This is a genomic window from Pedobacter sp. Leaf132, assembly GCF_920984695.1.
GTDB lineage: Bacteria > Bacteroidota > Bacteroidia > Sphingobacteriales > Sphingobacteriaceae > Pedobacter.
In genome coordinates this window covers 87,624-110,002 of the sequence record NZ_CAKLBO010000001.1, presented here as the reverse complement: position 1 = coordinate 110,002, position 22,379 = coordinate 87,624, and the positions used below count along the sequence as shown (strand labels likewise).

Below are 22,379 nucleotides of genomic sequence, written 5' to 3'. Positions count from 1 at the left end.
AGCATAAGAATGCTTCAAATTTTATTCCTGCAAAAAAAACCGTAAGCGCTTATTTAAGTAACAAATTTACAGCAGAGAATTTAAAGCGGCTTTTCTCATTATATTTGATTCCAACCAACCAAACTTTCCCAAACTATGATTAAAAACTACTTTAAGAAGCTGTGCTTTGCCTTTTTAATTTTGAGTAGCACTGTGGTTGTTGCTCAAGAAGTGCCAAGCCCTAAAAGCCATTTCGGATTCGATATCGGCGATGATTACCAGCTTGCAAACTACACTCAAACAGAAGCTTATTTCAAAAAACTCGCTGAAACATCTAAAAGGGTTAAGCTTGTAGATATCGGTAGAACCGAAGAAGGCAGAAGCCAATATATGCTTGTGGTAAGCTCGCCAGAAAATTTAAAAAAATTAGAAAGATATAAGGAAATTTCGCAGGAATTGGCACATGCAGAAATAACCACCGAACAAGCAAAAGCGCTTGCACAAGAAGGTAAAGCTGTAGTGTGGATTGATGGAGGTTTGCATGCAACAGAGGTGGTTGGTGCACATCAGCTTATTCAAACGGCTTATGAATTTGCTTCTAAAACTGATGCTGAAACCATGAGAATTTTGGATAATGTGATTATCCTTTTTACACATGCCAACCCGGATGGGCAGGAACTTGTGGGCGATTGGTATATGCGTGAAAAAGATCCGAAGAAACGAACAACTTCTGGCTTACCAAGATTGTACGAGAAATATGCCGGACATGATAACAACCGAGATTTTTTCATGCTTAATTTGAAGGAAACGCAAAATATGGGACGCCAGCTTTTTGTAGAGTGGATACCTCAAATTATGTATAACCATCACCAGGCTGGTCCTGCGGGAACTATAGTGGCCGGACCGCCATACCGCGACCCATTTAATTACGTTTTTGACGCCACAATTTTGACAAGTTTAGATGCTGTTGGTGCAGCCATGCACAACCGCATGAATGTTGAAGGCAAACCTGGCTATACTCAAAGAGGTGGCTCTGTTTTTTCTACCTGGTATAACGGAGGCTTGCGTACCACTACGTATTTTCATAATATGATTGGCTTATTAACAGAAATTGTTGGTAGCCCCACACCTTCAGAAATTCCTTTGGTTCCTTCCAGGTTATTACCAAACGGAGATTCGCCAAATCCAATAACGCCTAGGAAATGGTTCTTTAAAAATTCAATAGATTATTCTGTTTCTTTAAATTATGCAGTTTTAGGCTACGCACAACGCTACCGCGATGAGTTGCTATTTAACATTTACAAAATGGGTAGAAACTCAATCGATAGAGGCAAAAAGGATTATTGGGCTTTCTCTCCGAAGAAAATTGACGCAATAAATGCTGCGGCTAAATCTCAAACCGCTACCGTTGGTGAATTCGGCAGAAGAACGATAAGTATAAAAGCCTTTGATACTGTGATGACTGCGCCTGCAAACCGCGACCCAAGAGGTTATATTTTATCAGCAGATCAGCCTGATTTTAACTCAGCAATTAAGTTTTTGAATGCATTAATCAGAACCGGTATTTTAGTTCAAAAAGCAACTACATCCTTTACGGTTGAAGGTAAGAAATACCCTGCCGGCAGTTATATTGTAAAAACAGATCAGGCTTTCCGTCCGCATGTTTTGGATATGTTTGAGCCACAAGACCACCCGAATGATTTTAAATACGAAGGTGCCGCACCTACAGCGCCTTATGATGCGGCTGGTTGGACCTTAGCTTATATGATGGATGTTAAATTTGATAGGTTTTTAAACGACTTTACTGGTCCGTTTGAGCGAATTCCTTTCGGACAGTTGTTAAAACCAGAAAATAAAATTCCCTCTGGTTCTGGTTATGTGTTAAGTGCTGCACAAAACGATTCTTACGTTGCAGTTAATGATTTACTAAAAGCAAAGGCTGATGTTTATCGTTCAACAGAAAATGGCGATTTTTATGTTTCAGCTTCAGGAAATACAAAGAGCATCCTTGAAAAAGCAAATGTTAAAATTAAATCAGCTTCGGCTCCGGCTAATAAAGTAAAAATTAACCCCGGAAGAATTGCAATTTGGGATACTTATGGTGGCTCAATGGCATCTGGTTGGGTGCGTTGGATGATGGAACAATACCATTACAACGCCACAATTATTTATCCGCAGGATATTGACGCAGGCAACTTAAAATCTAAATATGACGTGATTTTATTTGTAGGCGGCGCAATTCCTCCTTTACCTAGCGCAGCATCTACTGGACGTGGGGGTGGTGGTTTTGGTGCTCAAACGGCTCAAAATATTCCGGATGAGTACAAGAAACAAACAGGAAGAATCACTCCGGATAAATCAGTTCCACAAATAAAAAAATTTTTAGAAGAAGGTGGAAATGTGATAACAATTGGTTCTAGTACCAATCTGGCTTATCATTTAAACTTACCGGTTCGCAATGCGATGGTAGAAATTGTTAATGGAACAGAAAAAAGACTTCCAGACGAAAAATATTATGTGCCGGGAAGTGTACTAAATGTTGAGGTTGATAATGCTCAATCTGCAAATTGGGGTATGGAAAAAGAAGCTGATATTTATTTCGACAATAGCCCGGTTTTTAAATTAACCGGCGATGCCATTGTAAATGGTAAAATTAAGCCTTTAATGTGGTTTAACACTGCTACACCATTACGTAGCGGTTGGGCATGGGGGCAAGCCTATTTGCAAGATGGTGTTACTGCTTTTGAAGCCAAAATTGGTAAAGGAAAACTACTCGCTTTTGGCCCGGAGATTGCATTTAGAGCGCAAACACACGGAACTTTCAAACTGATTTTTAATCAGCTGTATAAATAATAGCCAACAATAAAGCCACCTAAATTTTAAGGTGGCTTTATTGTTAATTTTAGATAATATTAAGATTTTGAGTAGGGAAAATTTCTTGAAACTTTTCTCATCATGTGTTCAACCAGATCATCCGTTGAAGTTGTAATACTATCGTTCATCGTTTTGAAAAATCTCCATAATAAATCACCTGATGAACCGCTATTTAAGGTTAAGGTAAGTGTACCAGTTCCGGTTTTACCGCCAAAGCCTCCAAATAAAACAGCAGACGCAATAGCGCCGGCTTCAGATTTAGTTTGTTCTGTCTCAAAGTTTCCACCTAAAATCGCATCAACACCTAAAATTTTAGCAAGTTCGTCTTTCGTCATTTCATCTAACTTATCTTGCACGCCAGCTTTTTTAAGCAAAATATTTGTCTTGTCAGGATCTTGAAATTCAACGGTATAATCCGATGATTTCCTCAATAAGAAAGTATACATACTCGATTGAATAGACTTCGACATGGTTCTTTCCTGATCGCGATTGGCTTCTACGCTGAAACTTTTTGGCTGTTTTTTGTAAGAAATTTTGGTAATAAAAGGGATAATCGCAACAGTTTTGTGAGCTGTTTTCTCTGCCTTAAGTTTTGGGCTTTCAAATTTGTTTTGAGCCTTCAAATTGTGCTTTTGCCGCAAAGCTAGCGCCAAATGCTAAGAGCATTAAAATAGTTTTCTTCATAATTTTTGTTTGGTTTAAACGATAAAAATAATTAAAAATTTAGATTGGCAAACACATTTGCGCATAAAATTGATTTTACTTTTGGCTTACTTAGCTTCAAAATGAATCTCCTAATTTTACAAGATGAAAGTAGAAATCTGGTCGGATGTTATGTGTCCGTTTTGCTATATCGGTAAACGTCATTTTGAGCAGGCAATTGAGCAACTGCCGTTTAAAAATGAAATAGAGGTTGAATGGAAAAGCTATCAGCTTAATCCGGAATATCATAACATAAACAACGAAACTATTTACGATTATTTATCGCGAAGTAAGGAAATGCCAATTGAGCAGGCTAAGCAGATGACCAAACAGGTTGTTGATATGGCAACAAATGCCGGCTTGACTATAAATTTTGATAAAAATATTCCCGCCAATACTTTTGATGCACACCGAATAATTCATTTGGCGGCCAAGCACGATTTGCAGGATTTTGCTGAAGAAAAACTTTTTGAAGCTCATTTTGTGAACGGTTTAAACTTAGGTGAACAATCGGTTTTACTTGACATTGCAGAAGAAATTGGCCTAGATAGACTAGAGGCTGAGGCGGTTTTGAACGGAAATGAATTTGCCGAAGCCGTTCGATATGATGTTTATGAAAGCCAAAATTTGGGCATTCGCGGCGTTCCATATTTTGTAATGGATAGAAAGTTTGGCGTTTCAGGTGCTCAACCTGTACAAGCATTTTCTGATGCTTTAACACAAAGTTTTACAGAGTGGAAATTGGCGCAGCCTAAAACACAAATAACTTCGTTAAACAAAAATGATGACGCTATTTGTGATGAAAATGGGTGTGAGATATAGATTATTCTCCCGCAGATTACGCTAATCAACGCAGATATAGAAAGTTCCGTCATTGCCTCGCAATGATGATTTCTCTAAAGGATTTGCTTCGAATAGCTTTGTGCCCTCAAAGGCCAAAACGTAAAATCTAATTATCCCCCTTTCTTCAATGGCGTTAACAAATATTCCAATCCATTAACCCGAATTTCGAACATTGTTGCCATCAAATCGCCCAGTTTTCCCTTTGGAAAACCCTTATCTTTATACCAAAGCAAATAACTTTCGGGGACGTTGCAAATCAAATAGCCTTTATATTTTCCATAAGGCATTTGCATTTTTACCAAATCGAGCAGTAGTGTAGAATCCAACATTAATCAATTAATTCTAATACTTGTATGGCCTCATCTACATTTGAAATGTTATCAAAAGCAATTCTTAAGGTGTTTTTAACTTCTTTTAAATTACACATTCGTGGATGATTTTGAGCAAAACTTAAAATCTTAGTAAACGTTTCGGTGTCGAAATATTTCGATTGTTTATCGCTTAAAAAGTAACCACGCAAACTGTTTTTCTTAAAGCTGATTTTCTCGAAACCTAACTTTTTGCCTAACCACTGTAACTTAACCACGCTAAGCATCGTTTTTACCTGCGGCGGAACCGGTCCAAATCTATCAGCTAAATGCTTTTCAAATATGGCTAAATCCGTTTCGTTTTCCAGCTTAGATAACTCTGTATAAAGGTTGTAGCGCTCTGTAATGTTGGTAATGTAAGCATCAGGAATGTAAAGCTCTAAATCGGTATCAACTTGCGTAAACCCAACAAACGGACGAGCGGGTTCATTTTCAAATAAACCTTTAAATTCAGCTTCCTTTAACTCCTGAATAGCTTCATCTAAAATTTTATGGTACATTTCAAAACCAATTTCTGCAATGAAGCCACTTTGTTCGGCGCCTAATAAATTTCCACTACCGCGGATATCTAAATCTCGCATCGCAACATTAAAACCGCTGCCCAAATCAGAAAATTCCTCAATAGCGCTAAGTCGTTTTCTGGCTTCAGAAGTTAGGGTTGATAAAGGCGGCGAAAGCAAATAACAAAACGCCTTTTTATTGCTTCGGCCAACACGACCACGCATTTGGTGTAAATCGCTCAAGCCAAACATGTGTGCATGGTTGATGATAATTGTGTTGGCATTTGGAATGTCTAAACCTGCTTCGATGATGGTTGTGGCAACCAGAACATCTTTTTCTCCGTTGATAAAATCAAGCATCACATCTTCTAAAGCATCGCCATCTAACTGACCATGGGCAATACCAATTCTGGCTTTTGGTACCAATTTCTGAATCAAACCGCCCAATTGCATCAAGTCGTTAACCCGGTTATGAATAAAAAATGCTTGTCCGCCTCTATCCAATTCAAACTGAATCGCTTCCTGAATTAATTTATCATTAAAAACGTGTAGTTCTGTACTAACGGGCTGCCTGTTTGGTGGCGGTGTGCTGATAATCGATAAATCCCTTGCACCCATTAAAGAAAAATGCAAGGTTCGTGGAATCGGCGTAGCCGTTAGCGTTAACGTATCAACATTAACGCGTAAGGCTTTTAATTTTTCTTTCGCGGTTACACCAAATTTTTGCTCTTCATCAATAATCATGATGCCTAAATCCTTAAACTTAACATCTTTGCTAAGCAAGCGGTGTGTACCAATTAAAATATCAACCTTTCCTGAAGCCGCCTCTGCAAGCGTATCTTTAATTTGCTTACTGGTTTTAAAGCGGTTTATATAATCAACCGTAACCGGAAAATCTTTTAAGCGGGAAGAAAACGTTTTAAAATGTTGTAAGGCTAAAATAGTAGTCGGGACTAAAATTGCTGCTTGTTTACCTTCTGCAACGGCTTTAAAAGCCGCACGAACGGCAATTTCGGTTTTACCAAAACCTACATCTCCACAAACCAATCTATCCATTGGATGTGGCGATTCCATGTCTTTTTTTACATCAAGCGTAGCTTTTAACTGGTCTGGTGTATCCTCATAAATAAAAGATGCTTCTAGTTCCGTTTGCAAATAACCATCAGGAGAAAAAGCCGTTCCTGCCTGTGTTTTGCGTAAAGCGTAAAGCTTAATTAAATCCCGGGCAATGTCTTTAACTTTTTTTTTAGTGGTTTTTTTTAGCTTGTCCCAGGCATCAGTTCCTAATTTATTCATTTTAGGTACGCCGCTATCTTTACCGCTGTATTTCGCAATGCGATTTAAAGAGTTAATGTTTACATACAACAAATCATTATCTGCATAAATTAAACGAATCATTTCCTGCGTTTTTCCGTTTACTTCAACCTTTTCTAACCCTGCATATTTTCCAATTCCATGGTCAATATGGGTAACATAATCGCCAGATTTAAGCTCTCTTAAATCTTTTAAAGTTATCGCCTGACTTTTCTGATAACCCTTTTTAAGTTTGTATTTGTAGTAACGATCGAAAATTTGATGGTCGGTGTAGAAAGCGGTTTGAATTTTTGCATCAACAAAGCCCTCACGCAACATGCTATTTATGGGTGTAAACTTTGCGCTTTTATCAATATCATCTAGAATGGCATACAAACGCTCAATTTGCTTAGGCGAATCAGTAAAAATGAAGTTTACGATACCAGCCTTTTCGTTTTCTTTAAGGTTATGAATGAGTAGGTTAAAATCTTTGTTAAAAGATGGCTGCGGACGAGTTTCAAACTCAAAACGATTATCCGTTTGATAAAAAAACTGCTTACCAAATTCTATAATCGGGAAATCCTGAAGATGGTCGCCTAAAAGCTTCTCATCCGTAAAAGCAAATTTCGGGTCAATCCACTCGGGGTTTTGAGTTTTATCATTTGCCGATAAAGCTTTCCAAAGTTCAACAGCCTTTTTATAACCTGCTTTTACAATGTCGAGGGTAAATTCAATATCCTTAAACCAAAGTTGGGTATCAGCATCAATGTAATCTAAAATGCTGATGTTACTTTCTGTTAAAAACTTCGCCTGTACATTTGGCACAATGGTAAGCGATTTAGTGTCGGCAACCGAAAGCTGACTTTCGATATCAAAACTGCGAATGCTTTCTACTTCATCGCCAAAAAATTCTATTCGGAAAGGTAAATCCGAAGAAAAAGAAAATATATCTACAATACCACCACGGATGGAAAACTGCCCTGGTTCGTATACAAAATCACGGCGGTCGAAATCGTAATCAATTAAAAATTCATTAATAAAATCGATGCCAAGCTTTGCGCCAACTGCAATTTCTAAAGTGTTTTTTTCTAGTGCAGAACGGTCAATAACCTTTTCGGCAATAGCTTCAGGATAAGAAACCACAATTTTTCCATATTCAGAATCGTGGTTAAGCTCATTCAAAACTTCGGCACGGGCCAAAACATTTGCCGTATCTACCTGAGTAAAATCAAACGATTTACGATATGAAGATGGGAAAAGTAAAACCTGCTTATCCAACACGCTTTCCAAATCCGATTGAAAATAAGCGGCCTCTTCCCTATCAGGAAAAATAAACAATAAAGGTTTATGAAGTAAAAAATATGAAGAAAGTGCAACGACAGCATCGGCAGAGCCTACTAATCCTTTTAATTGAATTTTCGGGTTTTTTGCTGAATTCAGCGCTTTTGTAAAAGCTGTAACCCTGTCGTCGGTTTTGTATCGGTTTATTAAATCGCGGATATTCACTAACACAAATTTAAGGTTTATTTCTCAATTGAGCTTTCTATTATAGAATTAACCGTGAACCTGCATTAAGGTTTTTTACATACTTTTGATTTTCGAAAAAAGTTATTCAAAAATCCATGAACTCAAACTCTTCGAATTAAAAAAGTAATTTGTCGTTATTTATCGCCCATTCGTCGAATTAGGGCCAAAATCTGTAACAAAACATTCTTAAAAGCCTCTAAACCATATAAAATTGATAACAATGAAATACTTTAAAAGCTTCCCGATAGAATTATTTTTCTGGGTAACAGCTTTAAGTTTATTAGCAGTAGCTAATGCTCATGAGCATCATTTTACGCTTTGCCCGCTGGCAAATTTAGGTTTCGAAAGTTGGTGCCCCGGTTGCGGCTTAGGACGTTCGATAAGCCATATTTTCCACGGAGAATTTGCCGAAAGTTTTAAACAACATTGGTTTGGATTTCCGGCGCTGGCAATATTAGGTTACAGAATTATAATTTTAGCAAATAACGTAGTACAAAATAAACACACAATATCAAAAATATAATATTATGGACATTTATCAATCACCTCTAATGTCGTTACCAGGTATAACGCCAGAAGAATATTCATACTTACAACAAGCAACCACAGGTTTAACCGAGCAGCAATTGCGTAACTTTTTAATGGTTTACAGCAGCAAAAGGAAAAACCCATCAGATATGTTAATTTTCTGTATCATAGGTTTATTATTAGTTCCCGGTTTACAGCGCTTTATTATCGGTCAAATCGGAATGGGATTACTGTATTTGTTTACAATCGGATTGTGTTTTATCGGTTCTATTGTAGATATCATTAATCACAAACAATTAGCTTTTGAGCACAACCAAAAAATGGCTTTCGAAAGCTTACAGATGGTTAGAATGGGTGGCTTCCAATAATTTCTTTTCTGAAAAGCAAATTCAGTTCAATATTTAAGCGTTCGTCCCGCTATACATTTTCAAGTCCGCTCCCGAAACAAGTTCGGGATTGCGGGCTTTTCATTTCTATCGGGTTTAGAATCGAAAGTTCTGCATTTCTTAACCCGGGTTTTTGCCCACCTAAAGCCTAATGTTATTAACTTAAGAAAACGCATAATAAAAATTCCTTTCGAACAAAAAACCTCAAATTTTCTATCTTTATACCATGAGATTATCAGAAATTACAAACTACCTCGAAAGTATTGCGCCTTTAAGTTACCAGGAAGATTATGATAATTCTGGTTTAATTGTTGGCGACCCGAATATGGAAATTCGTGCAGCTTTGGTGGCTCTTGATTGTGTAGAAAAAATTGTAGATGAAGCAATTTCTACCGGTTGTAATCTTATCATTACCCATCACCCAATTGTTTTTAAAGGCTTAAAAAAATTTAATGGCAAAAACTATGTAGAACGAGTTGTTTTAAAAGCGATAAAAAACAATGTAGCCTTATATGCCATTCATACCAATTTAGATAGTGTACATACCGGAGTTAACGCCCGCATTTGCGATAGATTAGGCTTAACCGGAATTAAAGTTTTAGCGCCAAAGTCAGGTATTTTAAAAAAGCTGGTTACGTTTTGTCCGCAAGCGCAGGCAGAACAATTAAGGCAGGCACTATTTTACGCAGGTGCCGGCAATATTGGTAATTATAGTGAAACCAGTTTTAACGCCAACGGCACAGGCACATTTAAAGCAAACGATGATGCAAACCCTTATGTGGGTGAACGAGGCGCCCAGCATCACGAAGCTGAAATTCGTATTGAAACCATTTTTCCGGTACAATCTCAAAGAAAAATTTTGGTTGCGCTTTTCGAAAATCATCCTTACGAAGAAGTGGCTTACGATATTTATAATCTTGAAAATAAGCATCAGCAAGTTGGCTCGGGCATGTTGGGTTGGTTGGAATATGATATGGAAGCCTATGATTTTTTGCACATGGTAAAAGATAAAATGAATGCAAAAGTGGTTCGCCATACATCGGTTTTACCTAAAAGGATAAAAAAAGTTGCGGTTTGTGGTGGCTCTGGTAGTTTTCTGTTAAAGGAAGCCATTGCAGCCGGAGCAGATGCTTTTATTACTGCAGATTTCAAATATCATGAGTTTTTTGATGCAGAAGAAAAAATCATCATCGCCGACATCGGACACTTTGAAACTGAACAATTTACATCAAATTTATTGGTTGAAATTATTCAGAAAAAATTTACTAACTTTGCAATCCGTTTAACGGAGCAAAATACAAACCCCATAAATTACTTGTTTTAATGGAACAAACCGTAGAACAAAAGCTAAAAGCTTTATACGAATTACAAAATATCCACACAAAAATCGATAAAATCCGTCAGGTTAGAGGTGAGTTGCCAATGGAAGTTGCCGACCTTGAGGATGATGTGTTAGGATTAGAAACCAGAATCCAGAAAATTAAGTCAGAGCTTGATGATTTAGAAGATTCTATCGTAACCCGTAAAAATACTATTAAAGATGCGCAAGCAGCGATAAAAAGATACGAAACTCAATTAAAAGAAGTTAAAAATAATCGTGAATACGATGCTTTAACTAAAGAAATTGAGATTCAAGGATTAGATATTCAGGTGTCTGAAAAGAAAATTAGAGAACACGGTTTCGAAATCACTTCTAAAACTGAAATTTACCAGGCTGCATTAGCTGAGCTAGAAGGTAGAAAGAAAGACTTAGAGGTTAAAAAAGGCGAATTGAACGTAATTACTTCAGAAACTGAAAAGGAAGAACAAGCTTTACAAGCTAAAGCAGATAAATCTGAACCAGCTATTGAAGAACGTTTATTAGTTGCTTACAAACGTTTACGCAAAAATGCTGTAAATGGTTTAGCTGTTGTAACTATCGATCGTGATTCATGTTCAGGATGTTTCAACCAGATTCCGCCTCAGCGCCAATTAGACATTCGTCAACGTAAAAAAATTATTGTTTGCGAGCACTGTGGACGTATTTTAGTTGATGAAGCCTTAACGCAAGAAGTTGCTGAAGCTTAATCTTAAATAAAATTTTTAAAAAGGCCTTGAAATTTTCAAGGCCTTTTTGTTTTTAGCGCAAAATCGCTGCTATTTGTGATTATATTCGATTTAAGGAACAATATTTGCTCAAGAGCATTAAAATTTATACCCGAACATTAAGGCATGACTAAAAGCTTACGATTACTTTTTTTAATCGCTCTCCTAAACCCCTTTTCTGCATTTTCAAATTTCGATTTTAATGCAAATTGTCTTAATGCTTATAAAAGTATCTTCGAATTAAAACTTGGCAATGCCAAGGCATATATCTCCACAGAGAAAAAACTCAGACCAAATAATGCTATTATTCCGCTTCTCGAAAATTATGTAGATTATTTTGTACTCATTACATCAGATAGCAAGGCAGACTTCGATAGGTTAAAAGGTAATAAAGCTGCCCGCTTAGATAAAATAAGTGATGACGATAAAAATTCGCCTTATTACTTATATGCTCAGGCAGAAATAAACCTTCAATGGGCATTGGCCAGGGGCCGTTTTGGTGAATATTTTAATGCTGCGATGGAAATTCGTAAGGCGAATAATCTTTTACAGGAAAACGCCAGGAAATTTCCAAATTTTATACTCAATAGCAAGGGTTTAGGGTTAATTAACGCGGTTATGGGTAATTTACCTGATGGCGCACTAAAGAGCACATTGGCTACCTTTGGCATAAAAGGAAATTTGCAGAACGGCTTAAATACTTTAGATAAGCTTGCAGAAAGTTTGCCAAAAACCAGCTACGAACCCTTTTACGAAGAATTGGTTTTCTATTACGCTTATGTTCTGAGTGATGTGGCGCATAGTCCATCTGCTTATACAAAAACCATGAAATTTACCGAACGTATCGCCGATTCTAGTTTATTGAAAAGCTATTTACGAGGATATATTTGTATAAAAACCGGTCATAATGATGAGGCCATCTCAATTTTATCAAAAAGACCAGAAGGCGCAACTTATTCCGCTTTCCCATACCTTGAATATTTGGAAGGCGTAGCGCACTTAAATAAACTGGATTTAAGTGCCTCAGGCTATTTAAATAAATTTTTACAAAGCAATAAAGGCGTAAATTATATAAAAGATTCAAACCTTAGGTTAGCCTGGATATCACTTTTAAAAGGGGATAAAAATGGTTATACATCTTATGCAAAAAAAGCAGTTGATGGAGGCTACAGTTACTACGATAAGGACAAACAAGCGCAAAGCGAAGCAATGGCTCCAGCTCCGCCAATTGATTTATTGAAAGCGAGATTGTTGTTTGACGGCGGATATTTTACTAAAGCGCTGCAACAATTAGATGGCAAAGATGCAGGAAACTATTCATCTGATAAAGATAAAACCGAATTTACCTATCGGATGGGTCGTATTAATGATGATTTGGGTAAGGACGATACTGCAATTAATTACTATCAATCTACCATAAACCAGGGTCGGAATTTAAAATATTTTTTTGCCGCCAACGCAGCCTTACAAATGGGTAAGGTTTATGAGAAAAAGGGAAATAAGGCGAAAGCTAAAGAGGCTTTCAATACTGCAATAGCCATGAAAAATCATGAATATGAAAACAGTATTGAAAGCCAGGCAAAAGCCGGATTAAAACGGCTTAATTAAAATTTGTAGATAAAGGCATTGATGTGCATCCCGGCGCCAACTGAAGCGAATACGGCAACATCGCCTTTTTTAACTTTGTAACCTTTAACCTGTTCTTTTAAAACCAAATCTAAAAGGGTTGGTACAGTTGCAACGCTGCTGTTTCCTAGCCAGGAAATCGTCATAGGAACCAGATTTTCTGGTACACTATCTAAACCATAAAGTTTAAACAGTCGTTTCATAATAGCTGCATCCATTTTACCATTTGCCTGATGAACGAACACGATGTTTACATCCTCAACGCTTAGCCCAGCTTTATCAATAGCCTTTTTAATAACTTGTGGAACCTGAACTACCGCAAACTCGTAAAGTTTACGGCCATTCATTTTGAGGTATAAATTACCATTTGTTTCTTCAGGATGAAAACCTTTGCCCATTGTTAACAGGTTGCCATAATTTACGGCATGGGTTTCTGTTTTATGTGCGAGTATTCCATTTTTGGTATCGGCTTCATCTTCCGCTTGAAAAATTACTGCACCGGCGCCATCAGAGAAAATCATGCTATCTCTATCGTGTGGGTCAATAATTCTGGAAAGTGTTTCTGCACCAATCACTAAAACTCGTTTTGCATCACCACTTTTTATGTAATAATCGGCCTGTATTGCGCCTTGTACCCATCCAGGGCAACCAAAAATGATGTCGTAGGCTACACAATCAGGATTTAAAATGCCCAATTGCTGTTTTACTTTTGATGCAAGAGAGGGCAGAATATCGGTGCGGTTACTATTTAGCGGAACATCGCCGAAATTGTGGCAGAAAATAATATAATCTAATGTTTCCTTATCTATACCTGCATTTTCGATAGCGTTCTCTGCAGCTTTTGCGCCAATCTGGTTGTTTTGTAAATCCGAACACACGTATCTTCGTTCAACGATTTCTGTGATTTCGGAAAATTTGTGAATAATTTCTGCGTTTTCCTTTTCTAAACGATTTCCGTTCTCAAAAAATGTAGAATTTAAAAATTCATCACCAGAAATAATATTTTCAGGAATATAGCTCCCGGTTCCGGTAATCACTGTATTAATTGTTTTGCTCATAATTATAATACCGCATACTAAAACGGTATGTAGTATAAAACTATGGTTAATAAATTATAAATGGAAATTTTATGATAGATTATTTTCTTTAGCGAAGTTAAGCAGACCATTCTTATTATCTACATTTAACTTTTGTATCATGTTTTTTCTGTGTGTATCAACAGTAAAAATGCTAATATAAAGTTTAGTTGCAATTTGCGAAGAAGAAAAGTTATTTCCAATTAACTTTAATATTTCAACCTCTCTGTGCGTAAGATTGTGCTTCTTTAAAAATCCATCAGAGAAGGTAAATTCGTTATTTGGCAAACATGGCTCCAATGGTTGTTTAAAATATGTCTTTCCATCATAAATATCATTAATTACGGAGAATAACAATTCAGAATCGGTGTCTTTTGGTAAATAACCTTTAATCCCAAGCTTTTTTAAATCAGCGTTAAGCGTAACGGTGTTATACATTGATAAGACTAGAATTTTAAGAAACGGATATAGATTGATAACTTTTTCTGAAGCAATCTGACCATCCATAATTGGCATGTTTAAATCCATTATCAATACATCAGGCTGAAATGAATTTAACAGGTGGAGCGCTTCCTTACCATTTGAAGCTTTTCCAATAACCTCAAAATTTTTTTGTTTTGATAATAGTACGCACAAGCCTTCTAAAAAAAGCTTATGATCATCTACAACTATTATTTTTATTTTAGGTTCCATTTAATGTGGAATTTGTATGGTTATGGTTGTTCCTTTCTTATTGCTGTCAATGTAAAGAGCGCCTTTTAAGTAATTTATTCTTGATGAAATGTTGTTTAAACCAATACCCTCGGCCTTTTTATTTACATCAAAACCAATTCCGTTATCTTCGGTCATAATCACAATTTGTTGCTCGTTGGATAGCAATTGCACACTAGCTTTATTGGCATAGGCATGCTTCTCAATATTATTTATCAGTTCTTTTATAATTCTGTAGATAGAAAGTTCTAATTCAGGGTTGATGGAGTTTTGTACATCATGAACAAATTCATAATTAATGTTGCTGGTTTGCCTTAAATAAATAAACTGTTCGTTAAGTGCAGTTACCAGCCCAAGTTTTTCTAAATTTTTAGGCATTAAATCATGTGCTATTTCTCTTAGGTTTAAGCAAGCCTTTTCAATCATGGTAATTGTTTGCGCATAAAATTGTTTATTTTTTTCACTCAAATCGCTGATGTTGCTCTTAAAAGCCGTAATGTTTAATTTAATTGCAGATAGGGTGCCTCCAAGGTCGTCATGCAGATCTTGAGCTAACCTTGTCCGCTCGTTTTCCTGCGCTGTAAATACATCATCAACCAAGGCTATTTCAAGCTTTGCTTTCTGTTGCTCCAAAATTTTCTTTTGGTTCTTTAAAAAATTATAACGCTGGGTTAGCGCAAAAGAAAGGAAAACAATTTCAACAGTTAATCCAATAACTAAGCCTGTTGTATTGTAAATGTAGAAAGTAGTAATACCCATTGCGTTCAACACGTAATTTAATATACCAAGCAGCAAAATCAGCATGGCAATTAGGTAGTACCATGCAATTTTGTAACCCTTTATAATTCTTTCTGCAGCACAGGCTATTAGTATAATTACAGTGATAATTGCGATAAAATTTGCGGCGTAAAAATTAATCTTTTCCCATAAAAAATTAGCTTTAAACAATAAAAATATGGGAATTATCATTAAGCTATAACACAAATATTTATATCCGTTAGCTAAAAAATATAAGCTACTATTCTCTTTTGTTTGATTAACAAAAAGTTGCATTACCTGTACCAACAATGCCGAACCTGCAAAGGCTATAATATGCCTGAGGTAATCTTGCAAGTTTGGAATATTTGGATAAAGCCATTGAAAGGAAAAACCCTCATCCTCTAGATTAAAAATAAGCATGCAAAATACATACAATGCATAATAAATGTGAATCTTATCTCTTAACGAAACAAAAAGCAGGATGTTAAAAACGATTGCAAAGAGGTATATCCCTACAAAAACACCAAACAAAATAAAAAAGCTTACTTCATTATGTATCATAGAAAAATCTCTGCCTAAACTAAAGGGAATAACCATATTCTGACCGCGTTTATCGGCCCAGAGAAAATATGTTGCCTTTTCTTTAGCTTTTAATTTTATAGGATATAAATAAGTATGGTAATTTATAGGTCGCTGACTAAACCTGAAATGATCGCCGGTTTGCTGCATTGCCGTAATTTTACCGGTACTATCCAATTTAAAAAGTTGTAAACGGTTTAGGCCATTACTTTTTTCGTTAAAAAACAGATTTACAGTTTCATTTAAAGTGTTTTCCAAATCAAATGCAAGCCACCAATAACTTTGAGTAAATCCTTTATTTAGTGTAGTATTTGGCGCTAAGGATTGGAGCTTGCTTTGCTTTTTTAGGCTGATTAAGGTATCAACCGTTGCATTAAGCTTTTTATCTTCATAGTAAAACGTTTTGCTCTGTATGTCGAAAGTATTTTCGCTATTAATCAGCACAGGATTATAATTTTGCGCTTTACAGGCAAAAAATGTTACTATCAGCAAAAAATGAATGCAGAGCGCCCTCATAATATTCGTTGATGTTTGGTTTTGATGTTATTGTAATTAGTATTAAATATAGGCTTTATATCACCCTAAAAAAAATACCTAATACTCGGTATATACGAGCCAAAACTTTGCCTTTAAATTTATATCAGAAATAAAGACAAATAAACTATTACGCTACTCTCCAGTTACTTACGGTTTCCACTTTGCTTGGTTGCATCAATATAATTTGCCTTTCCTTTTAAAATTGCTGCGTAATCAATTGCACATAATTAATAAACGGAAATATGAAGATTAGAAAATTATTTATAGTAGCCACTGCCTACGTAGTAGCACTAACCATTTCATGTATTAAAAAAGATGTCGACCCTGATTTAACCGGAGTAGCAGCAAAATTGCAAGGCAAATGGATGATAACCGGATACATAAATGATATGGGCCAGGATGAATATCAAAGCATGACAGGCTGTGAGAAAGATAATATTATCACTTATGAAAAGTACACCGTATCTGTAAATGAAGGTTCATTTAAATGTGATGCAACAGACCCGCAATCTTTTTCCTCTACATTTACCCTGAATGGTAACGGAGTTGACTTGCTTACCTATACCGGAAATGAGGGCGATGATTTAGATGAAATGAAAATTGTGTATCTGGATGAAACCACACTTAAGTTAAAAGATGCCATTAGCAACCTTACCATAACCTATACAAAACAAAGTGATTCTAAATTGTTCCACACTTATTTGGTTGGTAAATGGAAGATGACTGGGTACATAAAAAACGGTGTCGATGTTTGGAATTTAGCTCCCGGCACGTGTTTAAAGGGTACAGATGGAGTTTGCACTGCTTCTATTCCATATTGCGTACGCGATGATATTAATACATTTACTGTTGATGATAATTATTTAGCTGATGAAGGCTTAACCAAATGTTCGCCTACCGACCCGCAAACGACCAAAGGCACATATTTAATTGAAAACAATAAACATCAGCTTACTATATACCTTGGTGGACAAGCAGTTGTGTATAATTTGGTGGTATTAAATTCAACTACGATGGTAATACATGAAGTTGGCACAGCCACTAACGATTATGAAATGTATAGCCGTTTATAGATATTAAAAAATTAACCTTAACAAATTATTATCATGAAAAAATTAACGCTTTCACTGTTGTTTTTAGCATTGATTACGACAACAGTACTTGGACAAGACCTGGGCAAAAATGTTATCAAACTAAACTTATTAAGTTTACCTCTAAAAAATATTAATGTTGAATATGAGCGAGGGCTTACAAAGAAGATATCTGCCGCTTTAGGTGTTAGGTACATGAGCAAAGGCAGCATTCCGTTTTCTAATAGTATTGCAGAATTACTAAACGACGATGCAGATAATTGGAACGAACGCATTAAAAGCGCCAAGCTTGGAAATACTGCCGTAATCGCAACAGTTAGGTTTTATTTAGGTGAAGGTAATCTAAAAGGCTTCTACATTGCTCCGTTTGGTAGGTACGCTAAATACTCAGCATCTTTAGATTATCCATTTGAGGTAGATAATGGAACAACTTCTTATAGTCAGGATATTAGCCTGGCAGGAGATTTAACCACTATAACAGGAGGCATTCTTTTAGGCTCTCAATTTAATTTGGGTAAACACTTAACCCTCGATTGGTGGATTTTAGGGCCCCAGTATGGAAGCTCTGACGGGAGCATTTCGGGCAAAAAGCCTTTAACAGCAAATGAGCAACAAGCTTTGAGAGAACAGCTTGAAGAAATTAAAGATTTGCCAATTGTAAAAGCAAACTATACTGTAGATGCCAATGGAGCGGTAGTCGATTTTAAAGGGCCATGGGCAGGAATTAGAGCTGGGCTGTGTTTGGGGTTTAGATTTTAAATACTAATATCACCTATAATTTAAGATCGAATTATGAAGCATTTATTTATATCAGGCATTTTACAACTCACTTTAGCACCACCAACAAGCACAACTTATCAGCTGGGTACAAAAACTTGTACGACCAAATTTACAGAGAAGAAAAATGCTGTGGCTACGCTATTATCCTTACACGACAACGAAAATACGGCTATAGCTACATACGAGAGTTTGGCCACAAATATTAGATTTAGTTTGTTGGAATTACAACAAGAAAATCAAAGATTGTTTATATATCAGGAGAATGGTAAAGATTATATTTTTGATCCGAACCGTATTTTTTCTGATGAAGGCATAAAGAAAACACTTAAGCCCTATGATGCAAATACAGCTTCAAAAATAAAAGATTTTGCTGCGGCAATTTTTAAAGCATTTGTACTCAAAAACCCTAATAAGTATTTAATTTCTATACACAACAATACTGACGAAGGACCGCTTAGCATTCGCGATTACATCAAGCCAAATAAGTATCAAAATGAAGCTAAGGGTGTTTTTGTTGCACCGAATATGGATGAAGACGATTTCTTTCTGGTTACTGAACAAGAAGATTTTGACTATCTAAAAATGCACAAACAGAATGTAGTGCTTCAAAGTGACAAGCCTACAGATGACGGCTCATTATCAGTATATTGTGAAAAAAATAATATTCCGTATATCAACATTGAGGCGCAAAATGAGCATACAAAAATTCAGAAAGAAATGATGAAAATCATCTATACTCTTTTAAAAACTAAATAAATTTTAAACTTAATAGAAAAATTATGGCCACTACACCCTTTGTTAAGAAATTAGTTGAGGTAACCCAGTTGCAACAGGTAACCTATAAAAATATGGATGAGGCTGAGAGTAAGCTATGTAACCAAATAAAAAAATACTGGATTGAAACAGGTTTTCAGTTCACTAGTTGTGTTTCTGTTGCTTGGTCTGCGGTATTTGTTTCTTGGTGCATTAAACAGGCTGGTGCAACTTCGACAGAATTTAAGTTTGCACAAAGTCATTCCATGTTTGTTTATAAGGCAATATCAAACACCTTCCAAAAAGTAGGGGTTTTTAAAGGAAGAAAAATTACAGAATATAAACCTAAAATCGGAGATATACTTCACAATAACCGTAGAGGTAACTCATATACTTATGATTTCGCTGCTAAAAACGACAGTTACGAATCTCATTCAGCAATTATTGTGGAAGTTGGTGAAGATAGCAAAGGAAAATATATATTAACAATTGGAGGCAATGAGGGCGATTCTATCCGGATAAAAGAAATTCGACTAGACGTGAGTGGTTTTGTTAAGCAACGCAAAAACAATCCTTTTATATGTATTATTGAAAACCTAAAATAGGTAGCTATTAACTAAAATCATCAATTAAAAACACAAAAAGCTCTTTAGGTCCGTGTGCACCTAACACCAAAGTTTTTTCAATATCAGCGGTTCTGCTAGGGCCGGTGATATTGCTTATCATCGATGGAATTTGATTACCGTATTTGTTTTTTAGCATTTGAAATGCATCTTTTAAGTCTAAAACAAGCTGACTGGTTTTAGCGATAACAATATGGTGATGCGGGAAAATGCTTAATCTTCTGCCGGCGGCGCCTTGATTGCTGACCATAACACTACCATTTCTGGCAATTAAAGCTTCGCAAAGTGTTATCCCAACTTCGGCCTGGTCAAAATCTTTATCGGTTTGGTAAAATGGAAATTCATATTTAGAAAGGAACGCTTGTAATTCAGGCTCCCAACAATAAATTTTACGCCATTTATATTGGTCGGCCAGTTGAAGCATGTTCTCAAAAAAATCAATACCGTCTTCGCAAAATATAAAATTTCCGGCAACGGCAGTAAGTTGCTCTGCAAAAAGAACTTCCAGTTCATCAGTATTTTGCTTGTAAAGAGGCGATTCTTCTAAATTTGGATAAGGATTTTCACGCTTCTCTAAAAGCGCTTTCCTTATCTTTTTTAGTATTTGCTCCTTCGCCGTTGTGTTGTCTTTCATCAAACTAAAAAATAAAACCTTGGATGTGGTAATCCAAGGTTTCAAACTTATGCATAAATGTTATTTATTAAAAGAATTTTATCAATCCTTTAAGCCTCAACAGGTGGAATATTTCCTGTACCCGAACCAAGAGCTGCTTCTTCAGCATTCTCAGTACCAAAAAGGCGCTTTCCAAAGATGGTTTCTAAATCATCTTTAAATAATACTTCCTTATCGATTAAAATATCTGCTAGCTGAATTAATTTATCTTTATTTTCTTCCAATAAATTAATAGCTCTTTGGTATTGACCTTCAATTAAGGCAGAAATTTCTTTATCAATAAGCAAAGCGGTTTCCTCTGAATATGGCTTGTTAAAGTTATATTCGTTCTGACCCGATGAATCATAATACGTAATGTTGCCTAACTTTTCATTTAAACCATAAATGGTAATCATTGCTCTGGCTTGCTTGTTAACCTTTTCTAAATCGCTTAAAGCGCCTGTAGAAATGGTATCGAAAATTACTTTTTCAGCCGCACGTCCGCCCATTGTAGCGCACATTTCATCAAGCATTTGGTGCGGACGAACAATTAAACGTTCCTCTGGTAAATACCATGCAGCACCCAAACTTTGTCCACGCGGCACTATTGTAACTTTAATTAATGGAGCGGCATGTTCCAACATCCAGCTAACCGTTGCATGGCCAGCTTCGTGAATGGCAATTGCTCTTTTTTCAGAAGGAGTTACAATTTTGTTTTTCTTCTCTAAGCCACCAACAATTCTATCAACAGCATCTAAAAAGTCTTGTTTATCAACTGCTGTTTTATTTTTTCTTGCGGCAATTAAAGCAGCCTCATTACAAACATTCGCAATATCGGCGCCAGAGAAACCTGGTGTTTGTTTAGCTAAAAATTCAGTATCTAAGCCTTCTGCCATTTTAATAGGCTTAAGGTGAACTTCGAAAATTTCTTTACGCTCTCTAACATCTGGTAAATCAACATAAATTTGTCTGTCAAAACGGCCAGCTCTTAATAGCGCTTTATCTAAAACATCAGCTCGGTTGGTTGCCGCTAAAATGATAACGTGTGTATTCGTTCCGAAACCATCCATTTCAACCAAAAGTTGGTTTAATGTGTTTTCGCGTTCATCGTTGCCACCCATAACACCATTTTTACCACGAGCACGACCAATAGCATCAATCTCATCAATAAAAATTATACATGGTGATTTATCTTTTGCCTGCTTAAATAAATCTCTAACTCTGGAAGCACCAACACCAACAAACATCTCCACAAAATCAGAGCCTGATAGAGAGAAAAATGGAACCTGAGCCTCGCCCGCAACTGCTTTTGCTAATAAAGTTTTACCAGTACCCGGAGAACCAACAAGCAAAGCGCCTTTTGGTATTTTACCACCTAAAACAGTATATTTTTGAGGGTTTTTCAAGAATTCTACAATTTCCTGAATTTCTTCTTTAGCACCTTCCAATCCAGCAACATCTTTAAATGTTACTTTTAAATCGTTCTTTTCATCAAATAAGGTAGCTTTTGATTTTCCAATACTGAAAATCTGACCGCCGCCACCTGCGCCACCACCCATTCTGCGCATCATAAATATCCAGAAACCAATTAAGAGTAATACAGGTAAAATAATGCTTAAGAACCAGCTTGCCAAAGGATTGCTGCGGGTGTCTTTTTCTGCCTGCAATTGTTGGTCTGCAGGTAATTCTTTTTGCGTTTCGGCCAGCTTTTTATCTAAAGCATCAAAACTTCCCTCATTAAAATAAAAAATTGGTCCGGTTGCAGAGCCAAATGAGTTTTTAGTTTTAAAATCTTTATAAAGTGGTTTTTTCTCTAAACTATCTTTTTTGATAAATACTTCAACTTTTACAAGGTCTTCTGCTTTATAAGCAACAATTCGTTGCACATCGCCTTTCAAAAGCATTTTAGAAGCAAAATCATTATAGTCTATTTTCTTGGTGGTATCGCCAGTAAAAAAATACTGTGCGGCAACAATCGCTATAATTATAGCTGCATAAACCCAAAAAATATTAAACTTAGGTGCTTTTTGCGGTTTCTTAGGAATGTTTGGTAATTTCTTTCCCGGTTTGTTTTCGTTTGTATTTTGATTATCGTTCATTTCTGTTT

The 22,379-nt window shown here is 36.2% G+C and carries 19 protein-coding genes; 11 read left to right on the top strand and 8 right to left on the bottom strand.

The window, feature by feature from the left end; genetic code table 11:
• Positions 1 to 135: 135 nt before the first annotated feature.
• Entirely contained in the window at positions 136 to 2,832 is a 2,697-nt protein-coding gene (locus LUA86_RS00430; RefSeq protein ID WP_231458571.1) for a M14 metallopeptidase family protein, read from the top strand.
• A 59-nt stretch (positions 2,833 to 2,891) separates the two neighbouring features.
• Here LUA86_RS00430 and LUA86_RS00425 read toward each other — a convergent pair whose 3' ends face one another.
• Entirely contained in the window at positions 2,892 to 3,476 is a 585-nt protein-coding gene (locus LUA86_RS00425; RefSeq protein WP_231458570.1) for a hypothetical protein, read from the bottom strand.
• A gap of 184 nt (positions 3,477 to 3,660) precedes the next feature.
• Between LUA86_RS00425 and LUA86_RS00420 the strand changes: the two genes are divergently transcribed.
• A complete protein-coding gene (locus tag LUA86_RS00420) occupies positions 3,661 to 4,377 on the top strand; it encodes a DsbA family oxidoreductase (RefSeq protein ID WP_231458569.1) in 717 nt (238 codons plus the stop codon).
• A gap of 131 nt (positions 4,378 to 4,508) precedes the next feature.
• Here LUA86_RS00420 and LUA86_RS00415 read toward each other — a convergent pair whose 3' ends face one another.
• On the bottom strand, positions 4,509 to 4,727 hold the full coding sequence (locus tag LUA86_RS00415) for a DUF3820 family protein (RefSeq protein ID WP_370634276.1): 219 nt from the start codon (positions 4,725 to 4,727) through the stop codon (positions 4,509 to 4,511).
• Positions 4,727 to 8,065 carry a transcription-repair coupling factor gene (gene mfd, locus LUA86_RS00410; protein ID WP_231458568.1) on the bottom strand — a complete coding sequence of 1,113 codons (3,339 nt, stop codon included), beginning with the start codon at positions 8,063 to 8,065 and terminating at the stop codon, positions 4,727 to 4,729. Before mfd ends, LUA86_RS00415 begins: the two co-directional genes overlap by 1 nt.
• Positions 8,066 to 8,306: 241 nt before the next feature.
• On the opposite strand from mfd, the gene LUA86_RS00405 reads away from it, so the two are divergent.
• From LUA86_RS00405 to LUA86_RS00385, 5 genes are all read left to right on the top strand, one after another.
• A complete protein-coding gene (locus LUA86_RS00405) occupies positions 8,307 to 8,609 on the top strand; it encodes a DUF2752 domain-containing protein (RefSeq protein WP_231458567.1) in 303 nt (100 codons plus the stop codon).
• Positions 8,610 to 8,613: 4 nt separating this feature from the next.
• A complete protein-coding gene (locus LUA86_RS00400; RefSeq protein ID WP_231458566.1) occupies positions 8,614 to 8,982 on the top strand; it encodes an NINE protein in 369 nt (122 codons plus the stop codon).
• A gap of 244 nt (positions 8,983 to 9,226) precedes the next feature.
• A complete protein-coding gene (locus LUA86_RS00395; protein ID WP_231458565.1) occupies positions 9,227 to 10,324 on the top strand; it encodes a Nif3-like dinuclear metal center hexameric protein in 1,098 nt (365 codons plus the stop codon).
• Positions 10,324 to 11,067 (top strand): zinc ribbon domain-containing protein, encoded by a 744-nt coding sequence (locus LUA86_RS00390; RefSeq protein ID WP_231458564.1) that lies wholly within the window; start codon positions 10,324 to 10,326, stop codon positions 11,065 to 11,067. The genes LUA86_RS00395 and LUA86_RS00390 overlap by 1 nt, the downstream gene beginning before the upstream one ends.
• 144 nt (positions 11,068 to 11,211) lie before the next feature.
• The gene (locus tag LUA86_RS00385) at positions 11,212 to 12,693 is read left to right on the top strand and encodes a tetratricopeptide repeat protein (protein WP_231458563.1); all 1,482 of its coding nucleotides are present in this window, start codon (positions 11,212 to 11,214) and stop codon (positions 12,691 to 12,693) included.
• Here the strand turns inward: LUA86_RS00385 and LUA86_RS00380 are convergent.
• From LUA86_RS00380 to LUA86_RS00370, 3 genes are all read right to left on the bottom strand, one after another.
• Positions 12,690 to 13,769, bottom strand: coding sequence for a 3-oxoacyl-ACP synthase III family protein (locus tag LUA86_RS00380; protein ID WP_231458562.1), 1,080 nt, complete (start codon positions 13,767 to 13,769; stop codon positions 12,690 to 12,692). The genes LUA86_RS00385 and LUA86_RS00380 overlap by 4 nt on opposite strands.
• A 69-nt stretch (positions 13,770 to 13,838) precedes the next feature.
• The gene (locus LUA86_RS00375; protein WP_231458561.1) at positions 13,839 to 14,480 is read right to left on the bottom strand and encodes a response regulator transcription factor; all 642 of its coding nucleotides are present in this window, start codon (positions 14,478 to 14,480) and stop codon (positions 13,839 to 13,841) included.
• On the bottom strand, positions 14,481 to 16,280 hold the full coding sequence (locus LUA86_RS00370; RefSeq protein ID WP_231458560.1) for a 7TM diverse intracellular signaling domain-containing protein: 1,800 nt from the start codon (positions 16,278 to 16,280) through the stop codon (positions 14,481 to 14,483). It lies immediately after the preceding gene.
• 335 nt (positions 16,281 to 16,615) lie between these two features.
• Here LUA86_RS00370 and LUA86_RS00365 point away from each other — a divergent pair, with 335 nt between their 5' ends.
• From LUA86_RS00365 to LUA86_RS00350, 4 genes are read left to right on the top strand one after another with little or no spacing between them, the layout of a single operon-like run.
• Positions 16,616 to 17,446 carry a lipocalin family protein gene (locus tag LUA86_RS00365; RefSeq protein ID WP_231458559.1) on the top strand — a complete coding sequence of 277 codons (831 nt, stop codon included), beginning with the start codon at positions 16,616 to 16,618 and terminating at the stop codon, positions 17,444 to 17,446.
• Between the two features lie 33 nt (positions 17,447 to 17,479).
• Positions 17,480 to 18,223, top strand: coding sequence for a DUF3575 domain-containing protein (locus tag LUA86_RS00360; RefSeq protein ID WP_231458558.1), 744 nt, complete (start codon positions 17,480 to 17,482; stop codon positions 18,221 to 18,223).
• Between the two features lie 33 nt (positions 18,224 to 18,256).
• Entirely contained in the window at positions 18,257 to 19,000 is a 744-nt protein-coding gene (locus LUA86_RS00355; protein WP_231458557.1) for a hypothetical protein, read from the top strand.
• Positions 19,001 to 19,023: 23 nt separating this feature from the next.
• On the top strand, positions 19,024 to 19,602 hold the full coding sequence (locus tag LUA86_RS00350) for a DUF2272 domain-containing protein (RefSeq protein WP_231458556.1): 579 nt from the start codon (positions 19,024 to 19,026) through the stop codon (positions 19,600 to 19,602).
• 7 nt (positions 19,603 to 19,609) lie between these two features.
• On the opposite strand, the gene LUA86_RS00345 is transcribed toward LUA86_RS00350, so the two are convergent.
• The gene (locus LUA86_RS00345; protein WP_231458555.1) at positions 19,610 to 20,254 is read right to left on the bottom strand and encodes an LUD domain-containing protein; all 645 of its coding nucleotides are present in this window, start codon (positions 20,252 to 20,254) and stop codon (positions 19,610 to 19,612) included.
• 89 nt (positions 20,255 to 20,343) lie between these two features.
• Positions 20,344 to 22,371: an ATP-dependent zinc metalloprotease FtsH gene (gene ftsH, locus LUA86_RS00340; RefSeq protein ID WP_231458554.1), complete on the bottom strand. Its 2,028-nt coding sequence runs from the start codon at positions 22,369 to 22,371 to the stop codon at positions 20,344 to 20,346.
• Positions 22,372 to 22,379: the final 8 nt, after the last annotated feature.

Coding starts and splice junctions, on each gene's coding strand:
- ftsH (WP_231458554.1), bottom strand. CDS start 22,371: ATGAACGATAATCAAAATACAAACGAAAACAAACCGGGAAAGAAATTA.
- LUA86_RS00350 (WP_231458556.1), top strand. CDS start 19,024: ATGGCCACTACACCCTTTGTTAAGAAATTAGTTGAGGTAACCCAGTTG.
- LUA86_RS00380 (WP_231458562.1), bottom strand. CDS start 13,769: ATGAGCAAAACAATTAATACAGTGATTACCGGAACCGGGAGCTATATT.
- LUA86_RS00375 (WP_231458561.1), bottom strand. CDS start 14,480: ATGGAACCTAAAATAAAAATAATAGTTGTAGATGATCATAAGCTTTTT.
- LUA86_RS00415 (WP_370634276.1), bottom strand. CDS start 4,727: ATGTTGGATTCTACACTACTGCTCGATTTGGTAAAAATGCAAATGCCT.
- LUA86_RS00405 (WP_231458567.1), top strand. CDS start 8,307: ATGAAATACTTTAAAAGCTTCCCGATAGAATTATTTTTCTGGGTAACA.
- LUA86_RS00385 (WP_231458563.1), top strand. CDS start 11,212: ATGACTAAAAGCTTACGATTACTTTTTTTAATCGCTCTCCTAAACCCC.
- LUA86_RS00355 (WP_231458557.1), top strand. CDS start 18,257: ATGAAGCATTTATTTATATCAGGCATTTTACAACTCACTTTAGCACCA.
- LUA86_RS00400 (WP_231458566.1), top strand. CDS start 8,614: ATGGACATTTATCAATCACCTCTAATGTCGTTACCAGGTATAACGCCA.
- LUA86_RS00390 (WP_231458564.1), top strand. CDS start 10,324: ATGGAACAAACCGTAGAACAAAAGCTAAAAGCTTTATACGAATTACAA.
- LUA86_RS00430 (WP_231458571.1), top strand. CDS start 136: ATGATTAAAAACTACTTTAAGAAGCTGTGCTTTGCCTTTTTAATTTTG.
- LUA86_RS00360 (WP_231458558.1), top strand. CDS start 17,480: ATGAAAAAATTAACGCTTTCACTGTTGTTTTTAGCATTGATTACGACA.
- LUA86_RS00345 (WP_231458555.1), bottom strand. CDS start 20,254: ATGAAAGACAACACAACGGCGAAGGAGCAAATACTAAAAAAGATAAGG.
- LUA86_RS00365 (WP_231458559.1), top strand. CDS start 16,616: ATGAAGATTAGAAAATTATTTATAGTAGCCACTGCCTACGTAGTAGCA.
- LUA86_RS00395 (WP_231458565.1), top strand. CDS start 9,227: ATGAGATTATCAGAAATTACAAACTACCTCGAAAGTATTGCGCCTTTA.
- LUA86_RS00420 (WP_231458569.1), top strand. CDS start 3,661: ATGAAAGTAGAAATCTGGTCGGATGTTATGTGTCCGTTTTGCTATATC.